The organism is Fibrobacter sp. UWB10 (genome assembly GCF_900182935.1).
Lineage (GTDB): Bacteria > Fibrobacterota > Fibrobacteria > Fibrobacterales > Fibrobacteraceae > Fibrobacter > Fibrobacter succinogenes_O.
The window spans coordinates 78,317-104,759 of record NZ_FXUE01000001.1 but is presented as its reverse complement, the minus strand read 5'-3'; the positions used below and the strand labels follow the sequence as shown (position 1 = coordinate 104,759).

Annotated in this window: 20 protein-coding genes; 10 read left to right on the top strand and 10 right to left on the bottom strand. The window is 48.8% G+C overall.

Translation table 11 applies throughout. The features are described from left to right. Positions 1–78: 78 nt before the first annotated feature. From QOL41_RS00445 to QOL41_RS00420, 6 genes are read right to left on the bottom strand one after another with little or no spacing between them, the layout of a single operon-like run. Complete coding sequence (locus tag QOL41_RS00445; protein ID WP_283428211.1) at positions 79–1,155, bottom strand: TIGR04133 family radical SAM/SPASM protein; 1,077 nt, start codon at positions 1,153–1,155, stop codon at positions 79–81. Then, a complete protein-coding gene (locus tag QOL41_RS00440) occupies positions 1,152–1,514 on the bottom strand; it encodes a hypothetical protein (protein WP_283428210.1) in 363 nt (120 codons plus the stop codon). Before QOL41_RS00440 ends, QOL41_RS00445 begins: the two co-directional genes overlap by 4 nt. Before the next feature lie 16 nt (positions 1,515–1,530). Beyond that, positions 1,531–1,851, bottom strand: coding sequence for a hypothetical protein (locus QOL41_RS00435; protein WP_173654452.1), 321 nt, complete (start codon positions 1,849–1,851; stop codon positions 1,531–1,533). A gap of 2 nt (positions 1,852–1,853) precedes the next feature. Further along, positions 1,854–2,588 carry a hypothetical protein gene (locus tag QOL41_RS00430; RefSeq protein ID WP_283428209.1) on the bottom strand — a complete coding sequence of 245 codons (735 nt, stop codon included), beginning with the start codon at positions 2,586–2,588 and terminating at the stop codon, positions 1,854–1,856. 27 nt (positions 2,589–2,615) lie between these two features. Then, positions 2,616–3,200, bottom strand: coding sequence for a hypothetical protein (locus QOL41_RS00425; protein ID WP_283428208.1), 585 nt, complete (start codon positions 3,198–3,200; stop codon positions 2,616–2,618). A 24-nt stretch (positions 3,201–3,224) separates the two neighbouring features. Beyond that, positions 3,225–3,764, bottom strand: a complete 540-nt coding sequence (locus tag QOL41_RS00420) for a hypothetical protein (protein WP_283428207.1) — start codon at positions 3,762–3,764, stop codon at positions 3,225–3,227. A 406-nt stretch (positions 3,765–4,170) separates the two neighbouring features. On the opposite strand from QOL41_RS00420, the gene QOL41_RS00415 reads away from it, so the two are divergent. From QOL41_RS00415 to trpA, 7 genes are all read left to right on the top strand, one after another. After that, the gene (locus QOL41_RS00415) at positions 4,171–5,619 is read left to right on the top strand and encodes an anthranilate synthase component I family protein (protein WP_283428206.1); all 1,449 of its coding nucleotides are present in this window, start codon (positions 4,171–4,173) and stop codon (positions 5,617–5,619) included. Position 5,620: 1 nt separating this feature from the next. Beyond that, on the top strand, positions 5,621–7,216 hold the full coding sequence (locus tag QOL41_RS00410) for a bifunctional anthranilate synthase component II/anthranilate phosphoribosyltransferase (RefSeq protein ID WP_283428205.1): 1,596 nt from the start codon (positions 5,621–5,623) through the stop codon (positions 7,214–7,216). 128 nt (positions 7,217–7,344) lie between these two features. Beyond that, the gene (locus QOL41_RS00405) at positions 7,345–8,271 is read left to right on the top strand and encodes a LysR family transcriptional regulator (protein ID WP_283428204.1); all 927 of its coding nucleotides are present in this window, start codon (positions 7,345–7,347) and stop codon (positions 8,269–8,271) included. Between the two features lie 109 nt (positions 8,272–8,380). Further along, positions 8,381–9,571, top strand: a complete 1,191-nt coding sequence (locus QOL41_RS00400; RefSeq protein WP_283428203.1) for a cytosine permease — start codon at positions 8,381–8,383, stop codon at positions 9,569–9,571. After that, the gene (locus QOL41_RS00395; RefSeq protein ID WP_283428202.1) at positions 9,568–11,082 is read left to right on the top strand and encodes a bifunctional indole-3-glycerol phosphate synthase/phosphoribosylanthranilate isomerase; all 1,515 of its coding nucleotides are present in this window, start codon (positions 9,568–9,570) and stop codon (positions 11,080–11,082) included. Before QOL41_RS00400 ends, QOL41_RS00395 begins: the two co-directional genes overlap by 4 nt. 460 nt (positions 11,083–11,542) lie before the next feature. Next, entirely contained in the window at positions 11,543–12,814 is a 1,272-nt protein-coding gene (trpB, locus tag QOL41_RS00390) for a tryptophan synthase subunit beta (protein WP_283428201.1), read from the top strand. Positions 12,815–12,823: 9 nt separating this feature from the next. Next, positions 12,824–13,576: a tryptophan synthase subunit alpha gene (gene trpA / locus QOL41_RS00385; RefSeq protein WP_283428200.1), complete on the top strand. Its 753-nt coding sequence runs from the start codon at positions 12,824–12,826 to the stop codon at positions 13,574–13,576. A gap of 101 nt (positions 13,577–13,677) precedes the next feature. Here the strand turns inward: trpA and QOL41_RS00380 are convergent, their stop codons facing one another. The 4 genes from QOL41_RS00380 to QOL41_RS00365 all read right to left on the bottom strand — a co-directional run bounded on the left by QOL41_RS00380 (position 13,678) and on the right by QOL41_RS00365 (position 17,463). Next, the gene (locus tag QOL41_RS00380) at positions 13,678–14,442 is read right to left on the bottom strand and encodes a hypothetical protein (RefSeq protein ID WP_173654461.1); all 765 of its coding nucleotides are present in this window, start codon (positions 14,440–14,442) and stop codon (positions 13,678–13,680) included. Positions 14,443–14,466: 24 nt separating this feature from the next. Next, positions 14,467–15,639, bottom strand: a complete 1,173-nt coding sequence (locus QOL41_RS00375; protein ID WP_283428199.1) for a hypothetical protein — start codon at positions 15,637–15,639, stop codon at positions 14,467–14,469. Positions 15,640–15,962: 323 nt separating this feature from the next. Further along, a complete protein-coding gene (gene thrH / locus QOL41_RS00370; protein WP_173654463.1) occupies positions 15,963–16,580 on the bottom strand; it encodes a bifunctional phosphoserine phosphatase/homoserine phosphotransferase ThrH in 618 nt (205 codons plus the stop codon). A gap of 4 nt (positions 16,581–16,584) precedes the next feature. Continuing rightward, positions 16,585–17,463: an Hsp33 family molecular chaperone HslO gene (locus QOL41_RS00365; RefSeq protein WP_283428198.1), complete on the bottom strand. Its 879-nt coding sequence runs from the start codon at positions 17,461–17,463 to the stop codon at positions 16,585–16,587. A 100-nt stretch (positions 17,464–17,563) separates the two neighbouring features. On the opposite strand from QOL41_RS00365, the gene QOL41_RS00360 reads away from it, so the two are divergent. The 3 genes from QOL41_RS00360 to QOL41_RS00350 all read left to right on the top strand — a co-directional run bounded on the left by QOL41_RS00360 (position 17,564) and on the right by QOL41_RS00350 (position 26,432). Further along, positions 17,564–18,055, top strand: coding sequence for a type IV pilus modification PilV family protein (locus tag QOL41_RS00360; protein WP_283428197.1), 492 nt, complete (start codon positions 17,564–17,566; stop codon positions 18,053–18,055). A gap of 122 nt (positions 18,056–18,177) precedes the next feature. Then, entirely contained in the window at positions 18,178–19,536 is a 1,359-nt protein-coding gene (locus QOL41_RS00355; protein ID WP_283428196.1) for a PulJ/GspJ family protein, read from the top strand. Positions 19,537–19,547: 11 nt separating this feature from the next. Beyond that, on the top strand, positions 19,548–26,432 hold the full coding sequence (locus QOL41_RS00350) for a hypothetical protein (RefSeq protein WP_283428195.1): 6,885 nt from the start codon (positions 19,548–19,550) through the stop codon (positions 26,430–26,432). Positions 26,433–26,443: the final 11 nt, after the last annotated feature.

Here is a 26,443-nt window from a genome sequence, read left to right as displayed (position 1 = left end):
TAAATGCTAGGCTCGGTCATGCCCAAGTAAACTTGGTCGCGACGCTCGCCTTACGCATTTGTGAGGGATAGAACTTTCTTATGCGCCTGCGTCTTCCAAACGCTTTACGTGGCAGTAAGCCAATTCCTTCGTTTTCTCATCACGGAGATGCAGGCTGGAGCCTTCGCAGTAGCGCCAGTATTTGCAAGTCTTGCAGTCGCCGATTTTTGCCCAACTGCGGTCGCGCATCACCTGATAGCGGTTCTGCCATACGTCCCAGAGGTCGTCCTTGTAAATATTACCTTGTATGTAGTCGCCGCGTAAGCTCGGGCATGCCGAAATGCTACCGTCGCAAAGCACAGAGGACACGTTCACGCCGGCACGGCAGAAGAACGGGTAGTTGCGGGCGTCTTTTTCGTAGCTGCCGAGGAATCCTTCGCAGCCGTAGTTCACGTTGATGACGTTCAGTTTCTTGACTTCGCGGATAAAGTCGAATACCTGGCGGAATTCCTGGTTGGTGAGCTGAAACAGCGGATTGTCCTTGGCGCGGCCCTTCGGGAACACCGTCGCGATTCTCCAGCGCTTTACGCCGATTTTCAGGAGGATGTCAAGAATCTTCGGGAGCTCCTTCAAGTTCTGGCGGTTCACGCAGGTCATCACGTCGAAGGTGAGGCCTTGCGTGTGGGCGGCCATGTCGATGGCGCGGAGTGCGTTATCGAAACTCGTGGGGGCGCCGCGGAAATGGTTGTGGCTTTCCTTGAGGCCGTCCAGGCTAATCGTGAGTGAGCGGAGCCCTGCATTCAGCAGCTTGGTGTAGCGTTCGGGGGTCATCGCAAGGCCGTTGCTGACCATTCCCCAGGGGTAACCGCGTTTTTTGATTTCCATGCCGCATTCTTCAAGGTCCTGGCGCATCAAGGGTTCGCCGCCGGTAATCACCACGATAAAATGCTTCGGGTCGATGTGCGGGGCCAATTTGTCCAGCACATTCATAAAATCTTCGCGGGGCATATCGGGAATGGCGTCTTTCACGCAGTCGCTACCGCAGTGCAGACAGTGCAAGTTGCAGCGGAGCGTGCATTCCCAGAAAAAGTACGTAAGCGGGTGTGCCTTGATTTCGTTGTGGCGGTAAAGGCGATATGCTTCGAGAGCGAGTTTCTTTTTGAGAGAGAGCTTCATTCGTTTTCCTTTACGTAATATTTTGAATTAAAATCATTTTCATTGATTGAAAAGTCTTTGTCTTGCTTGTCGGAGCAATTTAGAACAGTATCACCTTCATTAGCCCAACAAGTTACATTGTCTTCGCATTGATAATATTTGGAACATGTTGGTGCTGGAATGAAGGTGCAGTTCTGACCGTTATCGTCTCCGTAAAAGCCGTCATCGCAAGAATAACCGGCGACGCCGTATTCGGGACACATTTGCTGCAGGTCGCAGGCAACCAGCTCCTTGCTGTCGCTTGACGAATCATCGCCGCATCCGGCCCAGAACAGGGCGGTAAAAGCCAGTGCAATTTTTTTCCAATGCTTGTAGAACATTTTTCCTCGTCTAAAGTTAGTGAATGCGTTCGCTTTCAACATAGTATAATGAGTTGAATTCGTCTTCGGTATAGGTAGTCTTGTTGCCCAGTTCATCGCGACAGTCAAAGGTCGCGTTTTTCCCTTCATATTGCTTGAAACAGACAACTTTGTCTTTACAATAGTAGGTGTCCGTGCATACGATATTGGATGTGGTGCCGCACTCGTCACTCCACATGTGGTCTAATTCACAAGCGACCTGCGGGGTTCCGTAAAGGGGTACCGAATCGTCGCTGCATCCACCCCAAAACAGCGTGCACAGGCCTAGAAGAATTTTTTTCCAATGTTTCTTGAACATGATTATTCTTCAGTTTCGCCGGAAAGGCATTTGTTGATTCGGGCTTCGATTTCTTTCAGCTTGTCTTCGTAGACTTTCTTGCATTCTGCGTCTAGAGCGGGCTTGTTCGCTTCCCACTCTTCCTGCATCTTCAGGAACTTGGCATATTCTTCGCTAGGCCTGATGGTGCCGTCGCTGCAAGAGTCTACTGCGTTTTTGATGTCAATCGGTGCGCCGTAAAGTGCCACGAAACGCTCGAGTTCCATGCGCAAGTTTTCGAGGCACATGGGCGTTTCTGCCAGGGTGGTCTTGATGGAGTCAATCCTTTTTGCGGCATCGTGCTGGGCGGCTTGCTTACTCCACAATTTTTCTAGATCTTCGTTGTAATCATCAGTAAAATAGGATACAGTGGAATCTAGGGGAACGCATGTAATTTCGCTGGAACTGGACTTTGCCTCACTAGAACTTGACTCGGTCTCGATTGATTCACTGCTGGAACTTTCTGTATTCGCGGTCTCGGAACTTTCGGGCTTGGAAGTCTCGGAACTTGAACTTGCTGTTTCAGAACTTGACGAAATAGTTTTCTCGCTAGAACTGGATTCATCATTGTTTGAATCGCTACTTTCGGGCTCATCATAGCAATCATCCGGAGGACACCCGTAAAGAACGGCTTCTTCATGAGTTTCGCTGCAGCTTGCCCAGAATAGGGCGGTCAGCGTGAGGGCGATTTTTTTCCAGTGTTTGTAGAACATCTTCATTTTCTCCTAAGGTCTTTTGACGGATGTTTATTCCACCTTAATAAAGGTTGTATCATCTGGCTTTGCGGGGCAGTTAATAATGGGGTGGCAGCCTGCAAGTGAATCCTGTTCAATCGGCTTTGATGGGTCGCGTTCAATGCAGATATCTTGGTCGCTGGTGCAGTTGGGAGCTTTTTCGCTGCCTGCCTTCGGGGCGAAAACCTGGATTCCTTCGGGGAGTTCTACGCCTTCGGACCCGGCGTCGCCTGGATTTCGCAAGTACTTGTTGCCGTCAATACAGTCGATAATCTTGAACACCCTGCCTTCGACATTTTGCACAGAATCGTTAAAACAGAGTGTTTGGTCTGTGTATATAGTGTCTCTGTCGTCAGGATCGTATGGAACGCCATAGTCAAGAGCTATCAAAATGAAATCGCTGCTGGAACTTTCTTCTACCGAACTAGAAGAGAATGTAACATCACTGGAATCATTCTCTATGGGACCTATTACCCCATAAAGACTGGGATTAGCTTGAACTGCTGAAATCTCTTCGCTGGAGCCATCGCCACCACAGCTGGCCCAGAAAAAACTGGCCAGAGCAAGAGCGATTTTTTTCCAGTGCTTGTAAAACATGGCTGGTTCCCTGATTATCGACTTCTATTCCTTTTCGTCGTCGCATGTGCCGTCGAATACGCAAGGTGGACCATAAAGGACGGGTTCTTGTGTGAATAAGGTATCTTGAGGTTCCTCGACTACAGTTATTTTTCCGAATCGAGCGCGGAATTCAGCTTCGTTGTAGACCTTGCCGTCGCATTCGTAGGTGTTTTCAGAAATTTGTACCACGCCGTAAGCGGGGCAGATGTCATCGCTGCAAGGAAGATTGCCCCAACGCTCTTCGGTTTTTTGCGTGCAGACAGTTCCGTCTTCGCAGGTAATTGTAGGTTCGCCCTTAATCTGGGTACATACCGTTTTGTCCATTTCGACACCGTATAGCGGCATCATTTTGTCAAAATCGTTGCTGCTGGAACTTTCGGGCTTGACAGCTTCAGAAGAACTGGATGTCGGGTTCTCGGCGGGATTACTGTAGTTAGGATCCGGGCCATAAAGGCATACGGCCGATGAGGCAGAGTCGTCGCAACTTGCCCAGAAAAAACCGGTTAGTGCGAGTGCAATCTTTTTCCAATGCTTGTAGAACATACAGTTCTCCCTTCTAAGTGTCTCGGAAACGAATATATATAAATGACTATACCCTTGCAACCGAGGGGCAAAATAGTGTGATAACAGGTGCTGTTTTTTGCTTGTTTTATCCGATAATTTCAATTTTTTTACGAAAATTCACGGCAAACCCCTTGCCAAGGGAATTTTCGTTTGATATTTTTGGTGCCATGATGAATTTTGTGACTACAGCAACCCTTAACCGTCGTTGGTGGCGCGGACTCTAACATAGAGCCCGGTATTTGTCGCAAATCACCCAAGATTTTAAAGCAAAGGCTTCCGGACTCACGGAGGCCTTCCTTTTTTTTATATCGAAATCCTCCGGGACCTAAGCCTTTGCGGAACCCGAAACGAAAAGGCAAACGAATTTTTAAACCAGAGGATCAAAATGACTACGAACATAAGGCACATTACTGAAAGCCCTAACTTCGAACCCCGTACCGACAGTATCTACGTGGCACTGCCCGGTGAACGTTACACCCCGTTTTCGCTCGGCAAGAAGCTCGGTGCGAAGGCTATTTTCGAATCCGCAAGTTTCTCCCACGGTCGTAGCCGTTATTCGACCCTGATGGTGGACGAAGGCTTCCGTCTGCGCCAGAATGAAAAGGATGTGAGCATCGTTGTCGATGGCAAGGAAAGTGTGTTCCTGAAGGAAGGCGAAGGCGATATTTTGGACGCCCTCACGCTGATTTCTGCCGAAAATACGGTGCCGCCTAACCAGATTCCTATTCCTTCTTCGGGCGTGGGCTACCTCGGCTACGAATTCTGTGCCCGTTGCGATACGATTCGCCTCGCCCCGCAGGTAGACGAACTCAACATTCCTGAAGCGGAATTCTTGGTGGGCCACATCTACATCGTGTTCGACCACTTTACCGAAAAGCTTCACTTGTTCGCCCTGAACTACGAAGAACACCAGATTGACCTGAAGGCCGCGATTGAAAAGGTGAAGGCCCGCCTCGCTGACCTGGACTTCAGCTATCTCGCTCCGGAAAAGCAGTACGGCAAGGGCATCACGATGACCGACCTGGAACAGTCCCGCAAGGAATACACCGAAAAGGTCGAAGCCCTTCAGAAGCATATTATCGCCGGTAACATTGTGCAGGCTGTGCCTTCTCGCCGTATCCAGTTCGCAAGCGATATCGAAGCCCTCGACATCTACCGCCGCCTCCGCACGGTGAACCCGTCTCCGTACATGTTCTTCCTCGATTACGGCACGCACCAGTTTATCGGTGCATCGCCGGAAAGCCTCGTGCGCGTGCGTGATGGCATCGCCACCATCCACCCGATTGCAGGCACTCGCCGCCGCGGCAAGGACGACGTGGAAGACGAAGCCCTGATGAAGAACTTGAAGGGCGACCCGAAGGAACGTGCCGAACACTTGATGCTCGTGGACTTGGCCCGTAACGACCTTGGCCGCGTTTGCGAAGCCGGTACGGTGGAAACCACCAAGTACATGGAATGCGAAAAGTTCAGCCACGTGATTCACCTGGTCTCTGATGTGCAGGGCCGTGTGGCAAAGAACAAGAAGGCCATCGAAGTGCTGCGCTCCAGCTTCCCGGCAGGTACGGTGAGCGGCGCCCCGAAAATCAGCGCTATCGAAATCCTTTCTGGCCTCGAAAAGGTTAAGCGCCGTTTCTACGCCGGTGCAGTGGGCTACATGGAATCCGACGGTGACTTGGATTTCTGTATCGCTATCCGTTGCTGTTTGAAGCAGGGTAAGACTATCAGCCTGCAGGCCGGTGGTGGCATTGTCGCGGCCTCGAACGCCGACCGCGAATTTGAAGAAACGAACGAAAAATTGGGTGCCATCCGCGCCGTGCTCGAAGGAGAAAACTAAGATGATCGTCATTATCGATAACTACGACTCTTTTACTTACAACGTTTACCAGGCGTTGGCCAAGATTACCACTGAAGAAATCCGCGTGCTCCGTAGCCGCGAATGCACCATTGCAGACATCGAAAAGTTGAACCCGAGCCGCCTCATCGTGAGCCCGGGCCCGGGCCGCCCCGAAGATGCTGGCGTTTCTGTGGAAGCTATCAAGCACTTTGCTGGCAAGCTCCCGATTCTCGGCGTGTGCCTCGGCCACCAGGCTATCGGTTACGCTTTCGGCGCCAAGATTGTGCAGGCCAAGTTCATCAAGCACGGCATCGCCGAAGAAATCGACCTCGACGGTAAGGGTCTCTTCCGCACCATTGGCAAGAAGAACATCTTCACGCGTTACCACAGCCTCGTCATCGACGAATCGACGCTCTCTTCTGACTTCGAAGTGACCGCCCGCGCTACCGATGGTGACATCATGGGCATTCGCCACAAGACGCTCCCCATTGAAGGCGTGCAGTTCCACCCGGAATCCATCGCTAGCGGCCGCGCCGACGAATTCTTCAAGGCTTTCCTCAACTACCGTCGCGAACCGCTGGATATTCGCGGAATCTTGAACACGCTTACCGCAGGCAAGGACCTGAGCCGCGAAACTGCCGAAATGTTCATGGAAGACCTGACCGACGGCATCATGGACGAACGCCAGATGGCCGCAATCCTTACCGCCCTTTCCAGCAAGGGCCCCGTGACCGAAGAAATCGCAGGCTGCGCCAAGGTTTTGAGCAGCAAGAAGCGCAAGTTCCCGTATAGCGGTGACGAACTCACCGATATCGTGGGTACCGGTGGCGACGGCAAGGGCAGCTTCAACGTGAGCTCTCTCTCCGGTCTTATCGCAGCAAGCTGCGGCGCCAAGATTGCCAAGCACGGCAACCGCGCTGTTTCCAGCAAGTCCGGTGCTGCCGACTTCTATACTGCAGCCGGCTTCAAGCTGGACATGACTCCGGAAAAAGCCGCCAGTGTCATCGACAAGACGAACTTCGTGTTCCTTATGGCTCCGGTCTACCACAGCGCCATGCGCTTTGCCGGCCCGGTTCGCGGTGCCCTCGGCGTGAAGACCATCATGAACTTGCTCGGCCCCCTCACGAACCCGGCCGAAGCCAAGTACCTCATGCTCGGCGTTTACAGCAAGTCGATTCTGGAACCCTTCACCAAGGCGGCGAAGTCCCTCGGTGCCAAGCGCGTGATGGTCGCCATCTCCGACGACGGCTACGACGAAATCTCTCCGTGCGTCCCGACGACCATTGCCGAAATCCTCGAAGACGGTGAATATCGCGAATACCGCATCGACCCGAAGGACTTCGGCGTCCCGGCTGTGGACCCCGAAGACCTCGCCGGCGGTACGGGTGTCGATAACTTTAACCTCGCTCTCGACGTGCTGAATGGCAAGGGCCGCCCGGGCATCAAGTATGCCTGCGCTCTGAACGCCGGTGCCGCCCTCTACATCAGCAAGAAGGCTGCCAGCCTCAAGGAAGGCTTCGATAAGGCCATGAAGGCGATGGAAGACGGCTCGGTCCTGAAAAAGATTGAAGAAGTCAAGGTCGCAACCAACTCGTAATCAAATAAGGTTGGCAAAGGGTTTTATAACCCCTTGCCAACCTTATAGCTTTTAACTATATTTTTATTCCTACTAAACAACTAGGAAAATGAAAACCCGCAACGATTTTCAACAGGAGGCCGAAAAACATGACTCTACAACAATTACGTTATGCCATCGGCATTGCAGAAACCGGTTCCTTTAACAAGGCCGCCGAAAAACTTTATATTTCGCAGCCGTCGCTGACCGCCGCCATTAAGGATCTTGAAGATGAGCTGAATATCCTCATTTTCAACCGTACTAGCCGCGGTGTCAAACTCACCAGCGAAGGCGAAGAATTCGTTGCGTACGCTCGCGAACTTTACCATCATTACGAATCGGTGCTCGACAAGTACGGCAAAATCGGCAAGCGCAAAAAGAAGTTTGGCGTCTCGACGCAGCATTATTCCTTTGCGGTCAAGAGCTTTGTGGAAACCGTCAAGCTCTTCGATACCGACAAGTACGAATTCGCTATTCGCGAAACCCGCACCAAAGAAGTCATCGAAGATGTGGCCTCTTTCAAGAGCGACATCGGTATTCTTTACCTGAGCGATTTCAACCGCAAGATTATCATGAACTTGCTGAATGCCCGCGACCTCGCTTTCCATAAGCTCATCGACTGTAAGGCTTATGTGTACCTGTGGAAGGGCCACCCGCTTGCCAACAACAAGTTCATTACGCTCGATGAACTGGCTGAATACCCGTGCCTTTCTTTTGAACAGGGTGACAACAGCTCGTTCTATTTTGCCGAAGAAATCTTGAGTACGAACGAATACAAGCGTACCATTAAGGCGAACGACCGTGCCACCATGCTGAACTTGATGATTGGCCTGAACGGTTACACGCTTTGCTCCGGCATTATCTGCGAAGAATTGAACGGCTCCGATTACTTGGCCGTGCCCTTCAAGGACAAGAGCGAAGAATCCCGCCGCGTCATGGAAATCGGCTACATCGCAAAGCGCAACATGCTGCTTGGCCTGGTGGGCGAGCGCTATGTCGAAGAATTGCAGCGCTACTTGGCAACCTGCTCGTCGTAATAGCTACGAACTATAACAGAACATTAAAAAGAAGTATTAAACTATTCCTTGAGTTCTAAGACGGGCTTTACTATTATTGGCTCGTCTTTGGAATTTATGGAGGTGCATTGTGGAAAAACGCACGAATCTATTAACGAATGGAGTCATCTGGTTTGGGGTGGCTATCTCGGTTTCCGAAATCGAAGCCGGTATTGAAATTGGGGCTGCCTCCTCTTACGATTCTGTTTGGCTCCCGCTGATTTTGGGTCATATTCTGGGCGGCATTTTGCTGTTCTTCGTGGGCCTTATCGGTGCACGCGTTCGCCTGAATGCCATGGAAACGACCGCGTCTGTCTACGGCTCTTACGGTTCTAAGTTCTTTGCCTCGCTGAACTTGTTCCAGTTGATTGCTTGGATTGCCGTGCTGAATGCGCAGGGAGCCTCGGTCTTGGCGGGCCTCAATCTCCCGATTTCGTTCCCGCTGACTTGCGTGATTCTTGCGGTGCTGATTGCAATTTGGGTCTTTGTCGGACTCCGCCGTTTTGCGAAAGTCACGACGGCTGTGATGGCGGTTTTGACGGTGCTCTTGATTGTGCTTACGGCCAAGTTGTTCGGTGTCGGAACTTCGAGTGCGCCTGCCGCAGAACATGCGCTTAGCTTCTGGAATATCTTTGAAATTTCGATGGCGCTTCCGCTTTCTTGGTTGCCGGTGATTTCGGACTACACCAAGGATGTTGAAAAGCCGACGCGTGCCACGGCGGTCTCTGCAATTGCCTACTCGGTGGCAAGTTTCTGGATGTACTTTATCGGGCTTCAGATTGCCGCTGCCGGAGTCGGTAACGATATTGCCCGAGCCATTCTGCTGGCGGGCCTTGGAATCCCGGGAATCATTATCGTGGTGCTTTCGACCGTGACCACCAATTTCTTGGCTGCAAACTCTGCTGGCGAATCGGCCAAGGCCATTGTCCATAAGTTGAATCCGAAAATCACGGGTGTCGTGGTCAGCGGTATCAGCGCAGTCCTTGCCATTTCGGGCATCATGGATCATTACATTGGTTTCCTTTACCTGATTGCCTCGGTGTTTGCCCCGATGGCTGCCGTACTCCTGGTTTCGTTCTTCTTGGCGAAAAATCACCAGGTGGGCCATAAGTACTGGATTTTGAACATATTCGCATGGTTGGTGGGCTTTGCCGTTTACCAAGTCACGTCGCACCTGGATTCTGTAATTCTTGGCCCCACGCTTCTTTCTATCCTGGCGTCGGCCATAATTTCCTATCTTTTCTCTAAGGCCTTGACTTTGAAGCCTAAGGGAAATTCATGAGCGAAGACATTTTAGCCAAAATCGTACGTATGCGCCGCGAAGATATTTCGCGGTTGGGTTTGAATTTCGGAATTGAAATTCCCGAAAAACGCCGTGGCGGTCATACCGAATTTCTTGGGAACGCCGGTGCGATTCTTGAAGTCAAGCGAGCATCGCCTTCGAAGGGCGACATTGCGCCGGATTTGGATCCGGTGGCGCTGGCGACGACTTATGCCGAGGCCCATGCGCAGGCGGTTTCGGTGCTTACCGAAGGTAATTTCTTTAAAGGCTCGCTGCGCGATTTGATTGCGGTTGCCGACTTGATGGAACGCCGTCGCAAGCAGGGCTTGCATGCCTGCGCCGTACTTCGCAAAGATTTTCTCTTGTTTGAAGATGAAATCGATATCGCTTACCGTTGCGGTGCCGATGCGGTGCTCTTGATTGCTCGTATTTTAGAAGACAATCAGCTTGTGAAGATGGCGAAGCGTGCACAGTCTTTTGACATGCAGGCCTTTGTCGAAGTACGCGAAGTCGATGACTTGCGCAAGCTGAAAGTCGTGACCGAAGCCCTTGGCGAATCTGCTGCCAAGACCATTGTCGCGGGCGTGAATTCTCGCGATTTGGCGACCTTCCATACGGACCCGCTGGTGCCGGCGTCGGTGCGTAGCAAACTTCCGGCCAAGGCTGTTTTTGAATCTGGAATTTTATGCCCGGCCGATGCGACTTATGCCCGCAACCTTGGCTTCACGGGAATCCTGGTGGGCGAGGCCGTTGCCAAGAATCCGCCGCTTGCTAAAGAAGTGGTAGGCGCATTTGAATCGGGCTCAGAAAATGCCCGCGGCAAGTTCTGGAAAAAGTTTGCAGAACGCAAGGCTGCCAAAAAGGCGGGCCCGCTCGTTAAAATTTGTGGCATTACTCGCGACGAAGATGGTAAGCTGGCTGCTGAACTCGGCGCCGACATGCTCGGCTTTGTATTCAGCACCACCAAGCGCTTGACTACCGAAGAATTCGTGCGCAGTTTTGCCGAAAAGATTCGCGAGTGTCATCCTGAGCGCAGTGCAAACGGAGTCGAAGGATCTCCGCTCCTTGTTGGCGTCATCACCGATCCCGAATCCGTTGAAGGCAAAACCGCTATCAAGCTTGCCAAAGAAGGCGTGCTCGATGCAGTCCAGCTTCACGGCGTTGAACCGAAAAATGCTGACTTTGCATACTATTGTGCCGCCCGCGTTGGCGAAGAATCCGATTTCGATAAGGTGACCGCTCTCCGCAAGAATGGTGAACCACGCATTCTCTTAGATGCCAAAGTCGAAGGAATCCCTGGCGGCACGGGCAAGACCATTCCCGAAAACCTGCTCCGCGAAAAAGCGGGGGATATCCCTCTCTGGCTTGCTGGCGGCATCACGCCTGAAAATGTGGGCGCGATTGTCCAAAAGTTCCACCTGGAACTCGTCGATGTTTCCAGCGGTGTCGAAGATGCCCCCGGAATCAAAAACAGTGAAAAACTGAAGGCGTTGTTTGCGGCTCTTTCGTAAAATAGCCCAAATGGCCGAATTTAGGTCTTTTTGTACAAATTATGAAAGAAATTTTTACAAAAATCTTGCGCTAACCTATTGACAGACAACGAATTAGTATATATATTGAAGACATAAAGATGAAATTGGCAATCCGCTTTGACGCTAGCGCCGCTATCGACGAGGTTCTCAAAGAAGGGATTTAGGCATTGCCATTTCATCAAGTGTTTAAAGGAAGACTCTCGATAATCGAGAGTCTTCACTTTTTTTAAGCTGAACCCCTTGCCACATTAAAGAGACATTCCTAAATTAGTGCATATGAAGATGAATTCAGCAATCCGTTTCAACCGTTGGTGGTGGGGCTCTACTAAATAGAGTCCGTTTTGCTGATTTCATCAAGTGTTTGTAAAAGGCTTTCGGACTCACCGAAGGCCTTTAATTTTTTACCCCGAGAATTTAAACCTAAACCCCAAAACCCAATATGACTACTTCTTCAAACAACGGTTTCTTTGACAAGTTCGGCGGCAAGTATGTTGCCGAAATCATCCGTCGTCCGCTCGACGACCTCGAAGCGGCCTTCAACAAGTACATCCACGATCCGGAATTCCTCGAAGAGCTCCGCATTATTCAGCGTGATTACATTGGCCGCGAAACGCCGCTGTATTACGCTCCGACCGCAACGGAACTTCTGGGTGGCGCACAGATTTACATCAAGCTTGAAGGCCTTGCCAACACCGGTGCCCACAAGATCAACAACGCCATCGGTCAGTGCCTTTTGGCGAAGAAGATGGGCAAGACCCGCATTATCGCTGAAACGGGTGCCGGTCAGCACGGCCTTGCCACCGCAGCAGCCTGCGCAAAGCTCGGCCTCGAATGCGTTGTCTACATGGGCGAAGTGGACGTTCGTCGCCAGCAGCCGAATGTGGCGACCATGGAAATGTACGGTGCCAAGGTCGTGCCGGTCACGAGCGGTGCCCGCACCCTTAAGGACGCCGTGAACGAAGCCATGCGCGACTGGGCTACGAATTTCAAGAACACCCACTATGTGCTCGGTTCTGCTCTCGGTCCGGCTCCGTTCCCGGATATTGTTCGTACCTTCCAGTCCATTATCGGTGAAGAAGTCAAGCGCCAGGCCGCTGAACGCAACATCGACATCGCTGCCGTGGTCGCTTGCGTGGGTGGCGGTAGCAACTCTATCGGCGTATTCACTCCGTTTATCGAAGACAAGAATGTGCGCTTGATTGGTGCCGAAGCCGGTGGCATCGGCCCGAACAAGGGAGAAAACGCTGCCCGCATGACGGGTAACGCGAGCCGCGAAGGCATTCTGCAGGGTTACAAGAGCCGCTTCCTGATTGATGAAGACGGTCAGTCGCTGCCGACTCGTTCCATCTCGGCGGGCCTTGACTACATGGGAATCGGCCCGCAGCTCGCTGCCCTCGGCGAATCTGGCCGCGTGGAATTCACCGCGATTCTCGACAAGGAAGCCTTGGAAGCGGTGAAGTTCTTTGCCCGCAATGAAGGCATTCTCTTTGCTCTCGAAAGCGCTCATGCTGGCGCCGCCGCCATGAAGATTGCGAAGGAACTTCCGAAGGACAAGGCGCTCGTCATCAATATGAGTGGCCGCGGCGACAAGGACATCTTTATCACGAGTCCGGTGTTCCGCCCCGAAAAGTGGAAGGAATTCCTGAAGGCGGAACTTGTTCGCCTCGAAAACAACGAAGACATCCACGATGCGGAAATTATGAATAAGTAGGTAATCACTATGAACTTAATGTCTCATCTTATTGCGGGTTTTCCTGACGCAGAAACTTCTATCGCTATCGCCGACGCACTTGTGAAGGGTGGCGCCAACATCCTTGAAATCCAGCTTGCCTTCAGTGATCCGAGTGCCGACGGTCCGGCCATTCAGACGGCATCGACCATTGCTCTCGATAAGGGCTATTCTACCAAGCAGGGCCTCGAAATCGTGAAGAAGATTCACGAACGTCACCCCGAAACGCCCATCTACATTATGACTTACGGCTCGCTCGCCTTTACGCCAGGCGTCGAAAACTTCGTCAAGATGTGCAAGGACGTGGGCGTTTCCGCTTGCATCATTCCGGATTTGCCGTTCGACGGTGACGAAGGTCTGACTGAAGCTTGCAAGAAGCACGGCCTCGAAAACATTCCGGTGGCGGCCCCCAGCATGACCAAGGAACGCCTCGAAGCGATGGCTTCCAAAGGCTTCAAGTACATCTACGCCGCACTCCGCGCAGGTACGACCGGTAGCGAAACGACGATTGACCAGGCAACGCTTGACTTTATCGACACCGTCGGTAAGGGTGGCGCAAAAGTGCTCGGCGGCTTCGGTATCCGTAATGGCGAACAGTCTAAAGTGCTTAGCAAGCACGTGTACGCCGTGGTCGCGGGCTCCGTGTTTGTGAACATTGTGCTGAACAACGAAGACTCTGCTGAAGGACGCAAAAAAGCCATCGCCGAAATCGAGGCGAAGGCTAAGGAAATCTCAGGAAATTAAAATCTATTAGATTGCCATACGGGTTCGAAATGCCTAACGGCATTTCAGAAAAAGTGGGCGATTAAAATTTGCCGGTGGATTATTTCCATCGGCTTTTTCTTTTATTTTTTCTTTTGCTGTGCCTGTTGCTCTTCCATCAATTTCTTTTGATGCTCATATTCGGCAATGATTGGCTTTAACCTTTCATAGAAGGGGAGGTAGTAGGGGACTTCATCGATAACTTCAAGTTCACCCTGTTTGTTGAATCCAAGCATATAGGTGTCGTTGACAATGAAGAGGGGCTCGACCATCTTGAACGGGCTGAACCAAACGATGGTTTCCATTTCAGCGGTGCTGATGGTTCGAATGGTGATTTCTCCAAGCGCGTTAGCTTCTTCGCTGCCTGCTGGGGCGGTGTAGAATGCGGGGCGGCGGATTTCTTGTCTGACTCCTTCCCAAGCTTTTCTAGCGGATTTCGCAGTCTTGGGAATGGCGTACTTGAATTTGAACTTTTCGTCGCCAGCCTTGAAGGTGAATGTGTTTTTGCGCTTGTTAAAGAATTCGTTCTGACCGGTTTGGTCAATTTTTTCCCAAGTGCCCGGCATCAAGAATAGGTACTTGGCAATGGGGAGATTGCTTTCTTCGACAGCAAGGTCTTCTTTTAGCTTGTTGTATGTGGCGATAACGAGCGAGTCGCTTGCAAGTACGTACTGCATGTTATCAGGGAGCTTTTGGTACTTGATTTCTTCGGGGCGGTTGTTCTGTGCCGATCCGGAGTATTCGCCACCGGGGATTTCCTTGTGGTCAGAAAGTTCCCTAGGCATGCTCGCACAACCGACGAACATACTTGTAATGCCTAAAATGGCAAGAAACTTGAAGTTGAGCATGTTTTTTCTCCTTTTTAAAAAAAGCTAGTAGTTTACGGCGCCGTAGAAGTTGAACGAACCGAAAACTTGGTCGTTGAAGAATCCATCTTCAACAGCATCGTAAGATGCTCCCATTTCAAATTGGTATTTGCAGTAACGGCAGAAGACGATGCCTGCATTAACGTCGCCTGCAATATTTATGGCGAACTTATCGCGGAACCTGCGATAATGGTCATCGTATTGCATGCCGAGACCGAGTTGCGCACCGACAAAGGGTGTAACCGGGAGATTAAACATGTTGATGCGGAAACCGTACATGAGCATTGCACGCCAGCCCCAGTTGTGCCATCCGTTGCCCGGGTTGAATCCGTAGATATTCAGAGAGGTTAACGCGAATCTTCCTCCCTGATCGTAAATTTTACCTTCGCGAAGGGAGGCTGCTCTGCTGAAGTCGCGGTCTGGGTTCAGGTCTTCGTCTTCCCAGTTGTACCAGATAGACATGCCTCCGCCTATCGTGCGCCATTTACGGGATGCGCCGGCACGTTTTTTATTTTCCGAGCTCTCGACTTCGGCTACCTTCTCTTCTTCCTCTTCTTCTTTTTGTTCAAAAAGTGCGACGCCTATTTCCCGTGCATCGCTAGACAGGGGGGCTTCAACATGCACGAGCACCCAGTTTTCTTTTTCGGTATAGATAGCGAAGTCGCACACCTTCTTTGCGTTGGCGGCAAGGCAGGTCCATGCTCTGCGCTTCTCCAAATCCTGCCCTTCGGTCTTTACCGCGTCCTCTGAATCATTGGCGTTGTTCAGTTGCCCCGCTCTCCAATTCAGCATATACTTTATCTTGGCGGCATCCGTCTTCGCGCTTCCCAACAACGACTTGAACTGATTGTCCAGCGCGCTCTTGCCAAGAGCAAATATTTCAATTTTCTCGTCGCTCGAGTTACGCTCAAATTTGACTTCTTGGCTGTTCATCGTCGAGGAGTTTTTCTTGAGTTCCCATTTCGGTTCGGGCAAGAACACTGTCATCTTCTCTGGAGATTCCAACACGAATTCGCCGGAATACCACTTGCTAGAGCTCTCGCCACTATTCACGACAGCGTTAACGGCATTGCTTGCGACAGATTGTCCGATAGATTTGACTATGCTTGCACACCCGACGAGCATGGTGGAAAGCGCAATTGCCGTTATGGCAAATTTGGGCACATATATTTTATTCATCGATTTATCCCCTGTAGTCGATTACGTTCGGTTTTTAGCGGTACCGAATTGAACCTTGCTTTTGAATATATCTTATTTCTTTTAAATGTGTATAATTTTTTACAAAAAAGTTCCAAAAGTACTTTTGGGGGATTACCGTGAGCAACAAAGCCCCATGCGTTAAGCTGGGGCGGTTGCGAGAGCGAGCGCTCAGGGTACGTACTTAGTACGATTGGGCGCGAGCGGTCTTACCGTGAACAACAAAGCCCTCGGGTGTTAACCGAGGGCGTTTGTGAGAGCGAGGCGAAATCACATTTTTATTTATGCGATAGAGTCGAGCGGTCTTATAAAGTGGCCTGGAACTGGTGGAATTTTTCCAGGAGTTCGGCGTAGGTCTTGGTGGAATCCAGCTGCGGGAACTGGGCGACGATGGAGTCCGGGGCGCAGAAGAAGCAGCCCTTGTCGGCCTGCTTGAGCATGCCCGTATCGTTGAAGGAATCGCCGCTGGCGAACACTTTAAAGTTCAGGTCCTGCAGGTGCTTCACGACCTTCGTCTTCTGGTCGTTGAGTCGCAGGTGGTAACCCTTGATCATGTCGTTTTCGACTTCCAGGTTGTGGCAGAAGATAGTCGGGAAACCGAGGTTCTTCATGATGGGGTAGGCGAATTCCTGGAAAGTGTCCGAAAGAATAATCACCTGGGCTTCGTCGCGGAGTTTGTCCATAAAGTCGCGGGCGCCGTCGAGCAAGCCGAGGTTTGCAATCACGTTCTGGATGTCCGAAAGCTTGATGCCTTCGCGTTCGAGAATCTTGATGCGGCCCTTCATGAGCACGTCGTAGTCGGGAATGTCGCGCGTAGTCAGGCGCAGGTCCTTGATGCCGGTCTTTTCGGCGACGGCAATCCAGATTTCAGGGGCGAGGACACCTTCAAGGTCCAGGGTAACGACACATTGCTTGGTAAACATAGGGCTATTTCTTTCGTTCGTTGATGATGGAGCGCAAATCCGCAATCGTAATCTGGTACGGGGTGCGGCAGAAGTCGCAAATCACTTCGAGGTCCTTGCCTTCTTTTTCGAGGTCCTGCAAGTCCTTGAGCGGGAGTGTGGCAAGCGTTGCCACGGTGCGTTCGCGACTGCAGGGACAGTAGGCCTTCGGGTCGATTTCTTTCACGATATCGATTTCGTAGGGGCCGCGCAGCTGGTCCAGGAGCTCGTCCAGGTCAAAGCCTTCGGGCGTGTTCATGTCGCAGAACTTCGGCAAGTTCTGCACGATGACTTCGATCAGGTTGATGTCCTTGTCTTCGAGGTCGGGGAAGGCTTCGATGTAGAAACCGGCGGCGTAGTCGAGTTTGCTCGGGTCTTCTTTATTGAAGGCGGCTTCGATGCCTACGGCCGAGCGGATCTGTTCGGACTGCAAAAGGTAGGTGGCGAGGTTCTGACCCATCGATACGGCGGGAGCCTCGATAATGCTTTCGTGGACGCGCTTGCCCTGTTCGTTCAGCTTGACGACGCGGACACTCTGAGGAATCAGGGCGGGCTCGTTACCGCCAACAGCCTGGAGTTCCGGCTGCGGAATCATGGCGCGCACCAGGCCCTGCGGCGTGGAGTCCGACTGCACCAGCGTGATTTCGCCCGAAAAGCGGGTGGTAAAGCTCACGGTGCCCGGGAACTTGAGCGAAGCACTCAAGAAAATGCTTGCGATGGAGTTTTCGGCCAAAAGCTTCAGGGCGAACCCCTGGGCGTTGTGTTTTTTGCCGATTTCGTTCATCGTCGCGGTCAAGTCGACGACAATCAGGCGGAAGGGCGTTTTTTTGCCCGTAGCGCGGATAATGCGGTCCTTGAAATTCATAGCCCAAATTTAGTAAAATGAAAAAAAGTGAGTCTTTTTCTGTTAAATAATATTATCTTTATTGGTGTATTCGTGCATTTAATGGAGGGTGGCGTTATTTATGCGTTTTTGGACCGAAAAGAGCATTTCTCCTGAAGTGCGTCGTCGCAAAGCCGGTTTCGGAATCATGGAAATCCTGATTTCTGCGGCTGTTTTGGGCTTTATGATCGTTGCCTTGAATTTGCTGCAGACCAGCAATAGGGATTCTATTATCCGCATTCGCACCCGTGATGGCGCTGTGGCGATTTCCCAGGAGGTCCTGGATTCCTTGTCTGCTGTGGGGGTGGCCTCTCTGCAGATGCCCGCTAGCGGGAACAAGATAGTTCTCCATAAAATCCGTGAATGGGAAGGTAAACCTGGCGTTTATGCCCATAAAATGACGGTTGACTATACGGTCAGGATAGGGATTTCTAATGATGCTGATTATAAAGAGCAAAATTCATCTCTTTATAAGACTACAGAGCATGTTTATGCCAAAAAAGTGGATATAGAAGTGGAATGGACCTATAAGGGCACTCCGCATTCAATCAGTATGTCCACTGTTTTGAGGTAAAAATGGCCCCTTTGGGGGGCTTTTTTACGAAAAATTTTTGACCATTATTGTAAAAATAAAATTATATTAAGTGGGGTACGGAATGCTATTGCCGGTATTCCGTTTTTCATGGTAAGAAGGACATGAAAAAGATATTGATTAAAAACTGCAGGGAAAAGGGTGGTTTTACCCTTATGGAACTACTGGTGTATATGGCACTGGTAGGTGTGATTGTAGTTATTGCGGGCCAGGTATTTAGTGATAGTACCAAGTTTAGGGTCCGGTCCGAAGGCATGATCAAGTCCAATGCGATAGCAAGCGATGTGTCGTTCTTTATGTTAGACGACATTGGTCAGACTGGTGCTAAGAGTGCTAAGGACGCTGCTGCTGAATCTTTTTCTACGAAGGATTCTCTTTACATGGATCCTACGGTTGGAACAAAAGATTCTTCTTCGTTCAGAATATCTAGGTCTTGTAATACCTGTAATACAGACACCTTAACGGTACGCCGTGTGCGTTATGACGACGATGGTCACTTCAAGGCGGTAGAACAGGTTCAATGGTTTACCGTAGGTAAAAAACTTTTCCGTAGCTGTCGAATCGTTCCTAATACGTCATCGACAGCGTCGACGGATTGCCCCGATGAATCTACCGACTACGAGCCGGTCGAGGTTGCTGACCATATTGACACCTTTAAGGTGATTCCTGCAAAGCCGAGAGTCCTGTCTACGGAAACCAAGAGTGCTGCTGCTCTTTCTTATTTGTTGCCAAGCACTGATGCTTCCGTGAAGGAATTCAGGTTGGTCCCGCGTTATGGCGAAGGTAATTTCGAGTTGTTGTCGGCTAACCCGCCTGCAGGGGGCACTTCTGTAACGCTGTCTGGCTTTGTTGCAAATTATGATTTTGATATCAATGAACCGATTACGACCGGTCAAAAGGCGAATCAGGTGTTTGTGGGGGCAAGCGATGGTACCACGGGCACTTGGAAAACCCTTTGTAAAAAGGTTACTCTGGAACCTCAGGTGGAATACGAAATTTCATTCGTGGCGCCCTATGTGGAATCGAACAGCAGAATGTTCTGTCCTGGTCGCGACTATGCTGCTGTAGGGTTTAGAACCCAGGATGGAGCCATGATAGCCGGTCTAGATGACTTTAATTTCTTTATGCCGGCGTCGTCGAACGAATCTGCTGAACGTACGTTCCGTTTTACCGTAAAAACCCAGGCGGCAAACGTTTGCATGGCCTTCACCTTTGCGAGCTATTCTCCCATTGCGGCAACAGGGCAGTTGACACTCCGTAACGTTGCTCTGAAAAAGGTAGAATTCTCCAACTTTGATTTTTCCGATGAAAACTACTATCCTGATGATCCTAATCATACAGAGTTCAAGAAGGACAAAAAGAATATCAAGGCTTTGCTTCTTAAGGTGGTGGCAAAGCGTAATGGCGAAGGTTCTGCGATTCGACAAGTTATTCCAATCCCAAGCAATGGTCCTAGAGACTAAGGGGGGCAGATATGTTTAACAAGAAAGGTGTATCTCTCGTTACGGTGTTGCTGTTTATGCTAATAGCAACAATTGCTGGTACGGCAACCTATAAATGGCTTTCTTCCGCGCAGGGCTCTAGCGCGAGTCGAATGAATATTGCAGAGGCTCAGCAGGCTTCTAGAGCGGGTTTGGACGCCGTTCGTGCATGGATGACATTCCATGCTAACGATGTGGGTGCTGTGATGCATCAATACATTAACGGCGGCAATAAACCGGTTCGGTTGGATGCTGTCGTAAAGGCATTTGGTTCCCATAAGCAGGATTACTCGGTATGGCTTACCGGAGTGGATGCCTCAACATCTCCGTATCGACTCAAGATTACATCTGTCGGAACGGCTCGTGGAGGGGCTGCGACCTATAGCGAAAACTCCATTTTAAAAGTGAATGGCTTGTATCGAGTGAGAATTCCCGAAAAGCATTTAGGTATCAACTTTGATGGGGCTTTCGCTGGTCAGCATGCTGGTATTACGGGATCCGATAGTTTGGAATCCGGCTTGATTACAGGTGATTTTGAAGCCAATAATATTCCTAAAATATATTCAAAAATGGTTATTACCGGAAAGGCTAAATATGGTGGCGATATTGAACATCTTGGCGATGTTTATATCGGTAAAGGAATTGAAACGACGGGTAAAATTACTTTCGGTAATGCGACGACCATTGATACTTTGGTTGGCTATGTCGGCGGAAAAGTAAAATGTGCTGATGGTCAGCCTTTTACCGTGTATGGAGACCTGTATCTTGTTGGTCCTATTGAGAAATGTATTTTGGACGTTAAAGGCAACTTGACCGTGGCGGGTCACTTGGATGTGGCTGACAACAGTAATATCGTTAAAATCAAGGTTGGGAAGAATATGGTCTTTACGGAGACCGGTGTGTTGAATTATAATAAGCAAGGAGCGGACTTTAATTCGTACTCCTCGATAACTGTTGGCGGTAACCTTTATCTACCAGATAAAATTGAGGCTCATTGTGAACCTAGCGGACAGTGTGGTGATGTAAATGGGAATAGGGCAATTACTGTCTCGGGGGCGGTCTATCGTTATAATTCGACCAACTATTATAGAATTTTACAACAGAATTCTAGTGGTACGGCATATGGCGTTTATATGAAAACTACAGAGCAGAATTCTATTTACGACAGTGAGGATTATAACAAAAATCATCGAATTGCAAGTATTTCTGCTTCATCTTATGAAACCCAAACAATTGTCAAATGGGATAGAACGGATAATGTCTTGAAAAATGTTAGCGGACAATATTGGACCAAGATTGATAAAATAAATGCTTATGGTAACCTTATTGTTGACGATGCGATTCCACAGCCGATATTGATAGATCATGAAGATGCCTGGAAAGCGGATACGGCAAATTCATTTTGTGGCGGCCGTTTCAATAACGCAAATGGCAAGTTTGATATGGATGATGCTGCTGTTGATTCTTTAAATGAATGTTATACAAGGGCCGCATTAGCAGGTAAGCTATATAATGATTTTTTGGTTATTAAGTGGAATTATAACCAGAATAAGCAACCTTCTCATACATTGGACCATAAGTTTGTTTTCTATGCTACTCAAAAACTAGGTGGCGACCCGTATCTGCCCGCAACTTCTGATGAAGGCATGGTCTTGTTGTATTTGGAACAGGGTGCCGGACAGTTGAATGCTGTAGGTGAACACAACTATGTGATTTATTCTAAAGAAGACATTGATCAAATCAATGGCTTGAAACTTACGGGAACCTTGATTCTTGAACCCGGTAAGAGACTTCTTAAAACGCAGGGGGAAACTCGTTTACAATTTGGTCGCACCGTTGTGAATACAATGGCTGAAGCCGGCTTGATTAAGGAAAATCCGGATTACACGGCGGTGGCAAATCCAGATGGCACTGGTGGTGCATATTCTGCAGGTGCAGGAGCTTTGGATGCCTATTATGTGGCTACAGCTCCGCAGTTGAATATTTCGCTTGAATCGCAGTACAAAAACAAGGAAATTGACCCAGCCTCTCTGAGTGAAGCCAAGAGAACGGATATTCAGCCTTCTGTAATCGTGATGCCTCGTGTTATATACGTGCCGCAGAATCTTGTGGGTAAACTGTCCGATTATTACAGCGTCTTGAATTTGAATAAGGCGGCTGACAAGGGGAATGCATCTGTCTCTTGTAACCCGGGTGGTTTATCTACGACGATTAAGTATGATGGCAAAACTAATGTGCCAGATGATATCTATACCTGTAAGTATGAATCTACCTATGGAGACAATCCGTTCTATGTTGTCGTGAACGGTAAGAAAGGTAAAACACCTGCGGTAACGTTTGAAGAACCGGGGTGGACCCAAATTACTGCAGGCGGTAGCGCGGCAACAGTCAATATGCTTGTAAAGCAGGCTACGGGTTCTGCGACCATGACGGTGGGTGTCAATGTCTATAACTTGCCTGCATCTTGGACGCTAGTTCCTCAGCCGGGTGTTACTGCTCAGTCGGTAATCTCTGGTGTGGAAGGTCAGAGTTCCTATGTTGTGTCGTTTAAGGCGAACGAAGCCAAAAAGCCTCTGTTCAAAATTTCGGCACCTTCCGATGCTGCTGCTGCAACGGTCCACTTTGAACTGAGTGGACCCTTGAGCGGTTGTGTTGTGGGTACTCCTGGAACATACGATGTTTCTATTTCTGGTTCTGCGACCATTAATCGTGATCCGATTCCTGCATCATTCTGTGATGCTGAAGGTCACGCAACCCTTACGGCTTCAGATAATTCAGTTTATAACTGTAGCGACGTGACTAGCTCTGATTGGCCATCTTGCGATGATGTGCAGAACGGGGTCTGGGTTTATCCTTACTGTAATTCGTTGACTACTATTGCGGACAATGAATCATGGACTTGTGGCACGAATTTCGCTATTCGTTTGCTGAAATATAACATTTCGAAATATTGCTTGGCATTTATTCCAGATACAAGCTTGGAAGCTGATAACGATGAAACATACCTACTTTATGCCTCGCTAAAGCGTAAACCACATAAATTATATGTGAAAATGGTGGGCGAAAAAGGTTCAGCAACTCCTCAGGTATCTATCAAGAAAACAGCGGGTGAGTCTAGCTATACGATAATTGATCCCATTACCACAGAAAACGGTTATAGGGTTTATCAGGTGTATGCAGGCTATCGCGTGAAGGCTGAGATAATAAATAAAGGTGATGATAATTTTAATTACTGGAAATGTAAAGGCCCAGATTGCGATGCTGTTAACAATGGTATTATAAATGCTGATACCGCGGCGTTTTCGGTTACAGGAGTAGATACCTTAGTCGCTCATTTCAATGAACGTGACGGCCATTGTTTCTTTGACTCGTTTAACGATCAAAAAAATAGTAACGGTGTGAATGAAAAATTTGTAATGTGGTGTCCTAACAATACCTATGAAAATTGCCTTGACCGTTGCAAGAGCAAGACTCATTGTTCTGTAGGTGTTGAAGGGCAAGCGTATGAAGGTTATGATCCCGAAGCGAACTGGATGATGATTTACACTAATTCTGATGCAGAATGTGTGAAAAGGGAGTGGGTGTCGGCGCTTGGTTTTGTACCAGTCTATAAGTGTGTAGAACGTAAATATCGTGATTTTAAGCGACCCGCCTCCCATGGTAATTTGACAGAATTCTTTTTAGATGATGGTTTGCTTCAATCCCCAAAAATTGCGGGTGATATCAGTGACATCTGGGACGCCTACGCCCCGACATTTATTTTGAATCGTGCAAAGGCTGGAACAAATGGAAAAATGTCCTTAAAAATGAAACTTCCTACTGGAACTACGTCTACAATTGAAAGCCTTTTTGGTATAGGAGAAGATCTTAATGACGGGGCCGTGCTTAGATCCGATTCGGCAGGCAATAGTTATTTGTCGGTAACCTTGTATAGAGCCAAGATATTGAAGGGTCAAGGAATAGGTGCTAGGGCTCGTGTTTGTTATGTTCAAGGACAATTTAACGATAGCACCGCTTGCCTTGAAGCAAACTTTAAAAATGAGTATGATGGAAATTTTGTTCCAATGGAATCCCTAACGGATGTATCGATGAATATTACTCTGGATGGGGCTTCACTTACGATTGATTTGGACTATAATACGGCTTTCATTGCTACTGGTTCTCATGATTTAGGTACCGTGTCATTTGATTTGAGCAAATTGAAAAATACATCGCTGTCTTATGGAGCGCCAGGACATGAATACGTGGGCATAAAAATGTTCAATACGTTCTATCGCTATAAGGACATATCTTGGTCTTCTGAAACCTATAGTGACAGTTGCTTTAATACCCCCCGAATCTATTGCTCTTTCGCAAACCAGTACCTTGGTGGTACCGTGCCCAAGGATTCTAATGTAACTCCGTGGGTTAGCATGTCTAGTTGGTTTAACGGAAGCGACTGTAATGATGTAGGATATTACTACAATGGCTGTGATATGAGTAGTAGTTTGTATAAAAGGGGCTTTAGTTATTTAGGAACGGCGTTCAATTGTTCAGATGAAGGTGGAATAGGTGCCTTCTGGGATGAAGGTGCCGAGTTGAACAGTAATGTTTATAATTTTAAAGACGAAGGCTACCATAAAATTGATACTTCAAGAGCGATGGCTATATTCAGTAACCTTCGGTTAAGCGGCTATGCCAAGAATGCATCTGTCCAAATTACATGTGGCAGTACCACCTATTCTACGGATTGTGGTCAATTCTATGTAGGTGATATTATCCCTTGTACCAAGCATGAACGCTCCTTTAATCAGGAAAAATATTGTAGCGAAGATCCTTGCTTTGTTAGTATGCCGGATAATCAATATGCGAATTTGAGAGAAGCTAAACTTTCGATGGCTATTTCGAATTTAAGTGGATCCATCAACGCTTATTTGATTGACCAAAATAATGTAGCTAGTGATCCGTATTCCATTAATGCCGATGGTACTATTGAATTTGACGTATCGCAAGTTTCGGAAAAGATGGGCTTTGATCCTCAGACTGTTTCGGCAGTAAAGTTTGTTGGATCTACGGGCTTTACGGTTTCGGGCTTACAGAGCTATTGTAGCAATGCTCCTGGCGTTTTTGATTGTACAGCCTCATTTGATGGGAATGGGTTTATGATTAATTCTACAATCACCAATACGATAAATGCGGCTAATGGTGGCTGTACTGTTTCCAATAATGAAAAAATTCTTAGCGATATGACTCAGGACTGCCCTGCGAATGGTTCGTTCTATGTGCCAGGATCCGATGTCTATGAAGGTTTGAATAGTGGTAACGCAGAATCGCAGGATTATACCTTCACCATAACGATGACGGACAAGGAAAACGTTCAAACAACTTGTCAGACAAATGTCGTTAACGTGAAAAAAACATCCATGTCTTGCTGGGTTGAGGCGAGTGAAATTGATGCTGGTGAGAATTTGCCGGCGTTCAGGTACTATATGCAAAATTGTCCTACAGGTGGCTGCGATGCGACTGTAGAACTGGTTGGCAAAGTAGATGAACAGTCCGTGACTTACAATAAAAACTGCACAGAAAGTGTTTCTTGCGAAGCACAGAGCTGGACTCCTGCTGATATTAATACGGCGGCAGGTACATTAACGTATAGACTGAAATACTCTACGTTGCCAGTTTGCGAAGCTACAGTTACGGTGAATGCGGTAACTCCGGCTTCGGCGTCGAATTGCCGCGTAGAAGAAGGTGTGTTCAAGGCCAATATAACGGCACCGTCTTCAGGCGCAGCAAAGGCCAAGTTGTGGTATGGCGATCTTATTGGAAATGTGATTGGCAGCGAAAGGACAATTTCTGAATACACTGAATTTACTCAGGCAGTAGACCTTCCTAATGGATCGTATACCCTAGTGCTGACTTTAAATGGAGAGTCTGCTTGTACTGTTCCTTATACTGTTGGATCAAGTGGAACCGGAGGAAGCTCTTCTTCGGGAGGAGGCTCTAATAGCGGTAATTCTAGTGCAGGAAACCAGAATGAAGTTTCATGTAGCATTACTTCTGCAACGGTGAATGCGGTTGCTACTAGTACAGGTCCGTCTATGGCGATTCCTGCTAGTTCTGTGACTGTAAGTGGTTGCGGCGCGAATGAATGTACTTATACTGTTAAGGATGGTTCTTCGATAGTGGGAGGCCCTACAACGTATAATAGTGGCTATAATCTCTATTTTACTGGCGCTACTGCTCCGGGAAAGCATGATTATACTGTGTCAATTAAGCATGGAGAGGATGATGCTGTAAATTGTACAGGAACCTATACGGTGAATTATGCGGCAGCAAGTTCTGGAGGTGTCTCAACCACTGGTTCTATTGGTTGTACGTTTAGTAAGTTGACCCTTGATTTGGGACAATCATTTACTTTAACGCCTAGTTATGGTGGTTCATGTTGGACTTCTGCATTGACTGGATCTGGAACGAGTGGGGCTGCGGGCTGTGCAAACCGTTATGAGATTACACCGTTGGCAATTGGAACGCAGCGCTATACATATACTGTAACCAGTGGTGACAAAGGCGAGGCTTCATGTGTGGCTGATGTTACGGTGAATGATGTCGTGGTGACTGGTTCTGTTGAAATATCTTCGAAGGGTGTGGATACGGAAGTTCCCTGTAGAAAGACGATTGTGGTTTCAACAACAACAGACGAAAATAATGGAACTGGCTTATATTGTTCAGGGTCTTTTGATAAAACTGTAGGATCTTCAACAGCTGGTCAATATAACGTAACTTCGGTTCATGTTTGTGATTCGCATGGATATGGAAATACACCAACTTCTTGCAGGGGAACTTTTGCAACAGAGTGCTTGCCAGGAAAGAAGATGTCGTGTAAGGTTACTAGTCCTTAACTTTTAAAACC

Excerpts from the sequence above, each read along its gene's own strand:
- QOL41_RS00445 (WP_283428211.1), bottom strand. The coding sequence starts at position 1,155 with ATGAAGCTCTCTCTCAAAAAGAAACTCGCTCTCGAAGCATATCGCCTT.
- QOL41_RS00440 (WP_283428210.1), bottom strand. The coding sequence starts at position 1,514 with ATGTTCTACAAGCATTGGAAAAAAATTGCACTGGCTTTTACCGCCCTG.
- QOL41_RS00435 (WP_173654452.1), bottom strand. The coding sequence starts at position 1,851 with ATGTTCAAGAAACATTGGAAAAAAATTCTTCTAGGCCTGTGCACGCTG.
- QOL41_RS00430 (WP_283428209.1), bottom strand. The coding sequence starts at position 2,588 with ATGAAGATGTTCTACAAACACTGGAAAAAAATCGCCCTCACGCTGACC.
- QOL41_RS00425 (WP_283428208.1), bottom strand. The coding sequence starts at position 3,200 with ATGTTTTACAAGCACTGGAAAAAAATCGCTCTTGCTCTGGCCAGTTTT.
- QOL41_RS00420 (WP_283428207.1), bottom strand. The coding sequence starts at position 3,764 with ATGTTCTACAAGCATTGGAAAAAGATTGCACTCGCACTAACCGGTTTT.
- QOL41_RS00415 (WP_283428206.1), top strand. The coding sequence starts at position 4,171 with ATGACTACGAACATAAGGCACATTACTGAAAGCCCTAACTTCGAACCC.
- QOL41_RS00410 (WP_283428205.1), top strand. The coding sequence starts at position 5,621 with ATGATCGTCATTATCGATAACTACGACTCTTTTACTTACAACGTTTAC.
- QOL41_RS00405 (WP_283428204.1), top strand. The coding sequence starts at position 7,345 with ATGACTCTACAACAATTACGTTATGCCATCGGCATTGCAGAAACCGGT.
- QOL41_RS00395 (WP_283428202.1), top strand. The coding sequence starts at position 9,568 with ATGAGCGAAGACATTTTAGCCAAAATCGTACGTATGCGCCGCGAAGAT.
- trpB (WP_283428201.1), top strand. The coding sequence starts at position 11,543 with ATGACTACTTCTTCAAACAACGGTTTCTTTGACAAGTTCGGCGGCAAG.
- trpA (WP_283428200.1), top strand. The coding sequence starts at position 12,824 with ATGAACTTAATGTCTCATCTTATTGCGGGTTTTCCTGACGCAGAAACT.
- QOL41_RS00380 (WP_173654461.1), bottom strand. The coding sequence starts at position 14,442 with ATGCTCAACTTCAAGTTTCTTGCCATTTTAGGCATTACAAGTATGTTC.
- QOL41_RS00375 (WP_283428199.1), bottom strand. The coding sequence starts at position 15,639 with ATGAATAAAATATATGTGCCCAAATTTGCCATAACGGCAATTGCGCTT.
- thrH (WP_173654463.1), bottom strand. The coding sequence starts at position 16,580 with ATGTTTACCAAGCAATGTGTCGTTACCCTGGACCTTGAAGGTGTCCTC.
- QOL41_RS00365 (WP_283428198.1), bottom strand. The coding sequence starts at position 17,463 with ATGAATTTCAAGGACCGCATTATCCGCGCTACGGGCAAAAAAACGCCC.
- QOL41_RS00360 (WP_283428197.1), top strand. The coding sequence starts at position 17,564 with ATGCGTTTTTGGACCGAAAAGAGCATTTCTCCTGAAGTGCGTCGTCGC.
- QOL41_RS00355 (WP_283428196.1), top strand. The coding sequence starts at position 18,178 with ATGAAAAAGATATTGATTAAAAACTGCAGGGAAAAGGGTGGTTTTACC.
- QOL41_RS00350 (WP_283428195.1), top strand. The coding sequence starts at position 19,548 with ATGTTTAACAAGAAAGGTGTATCTCTCGTTACGGTGTTGCTGTTTATG.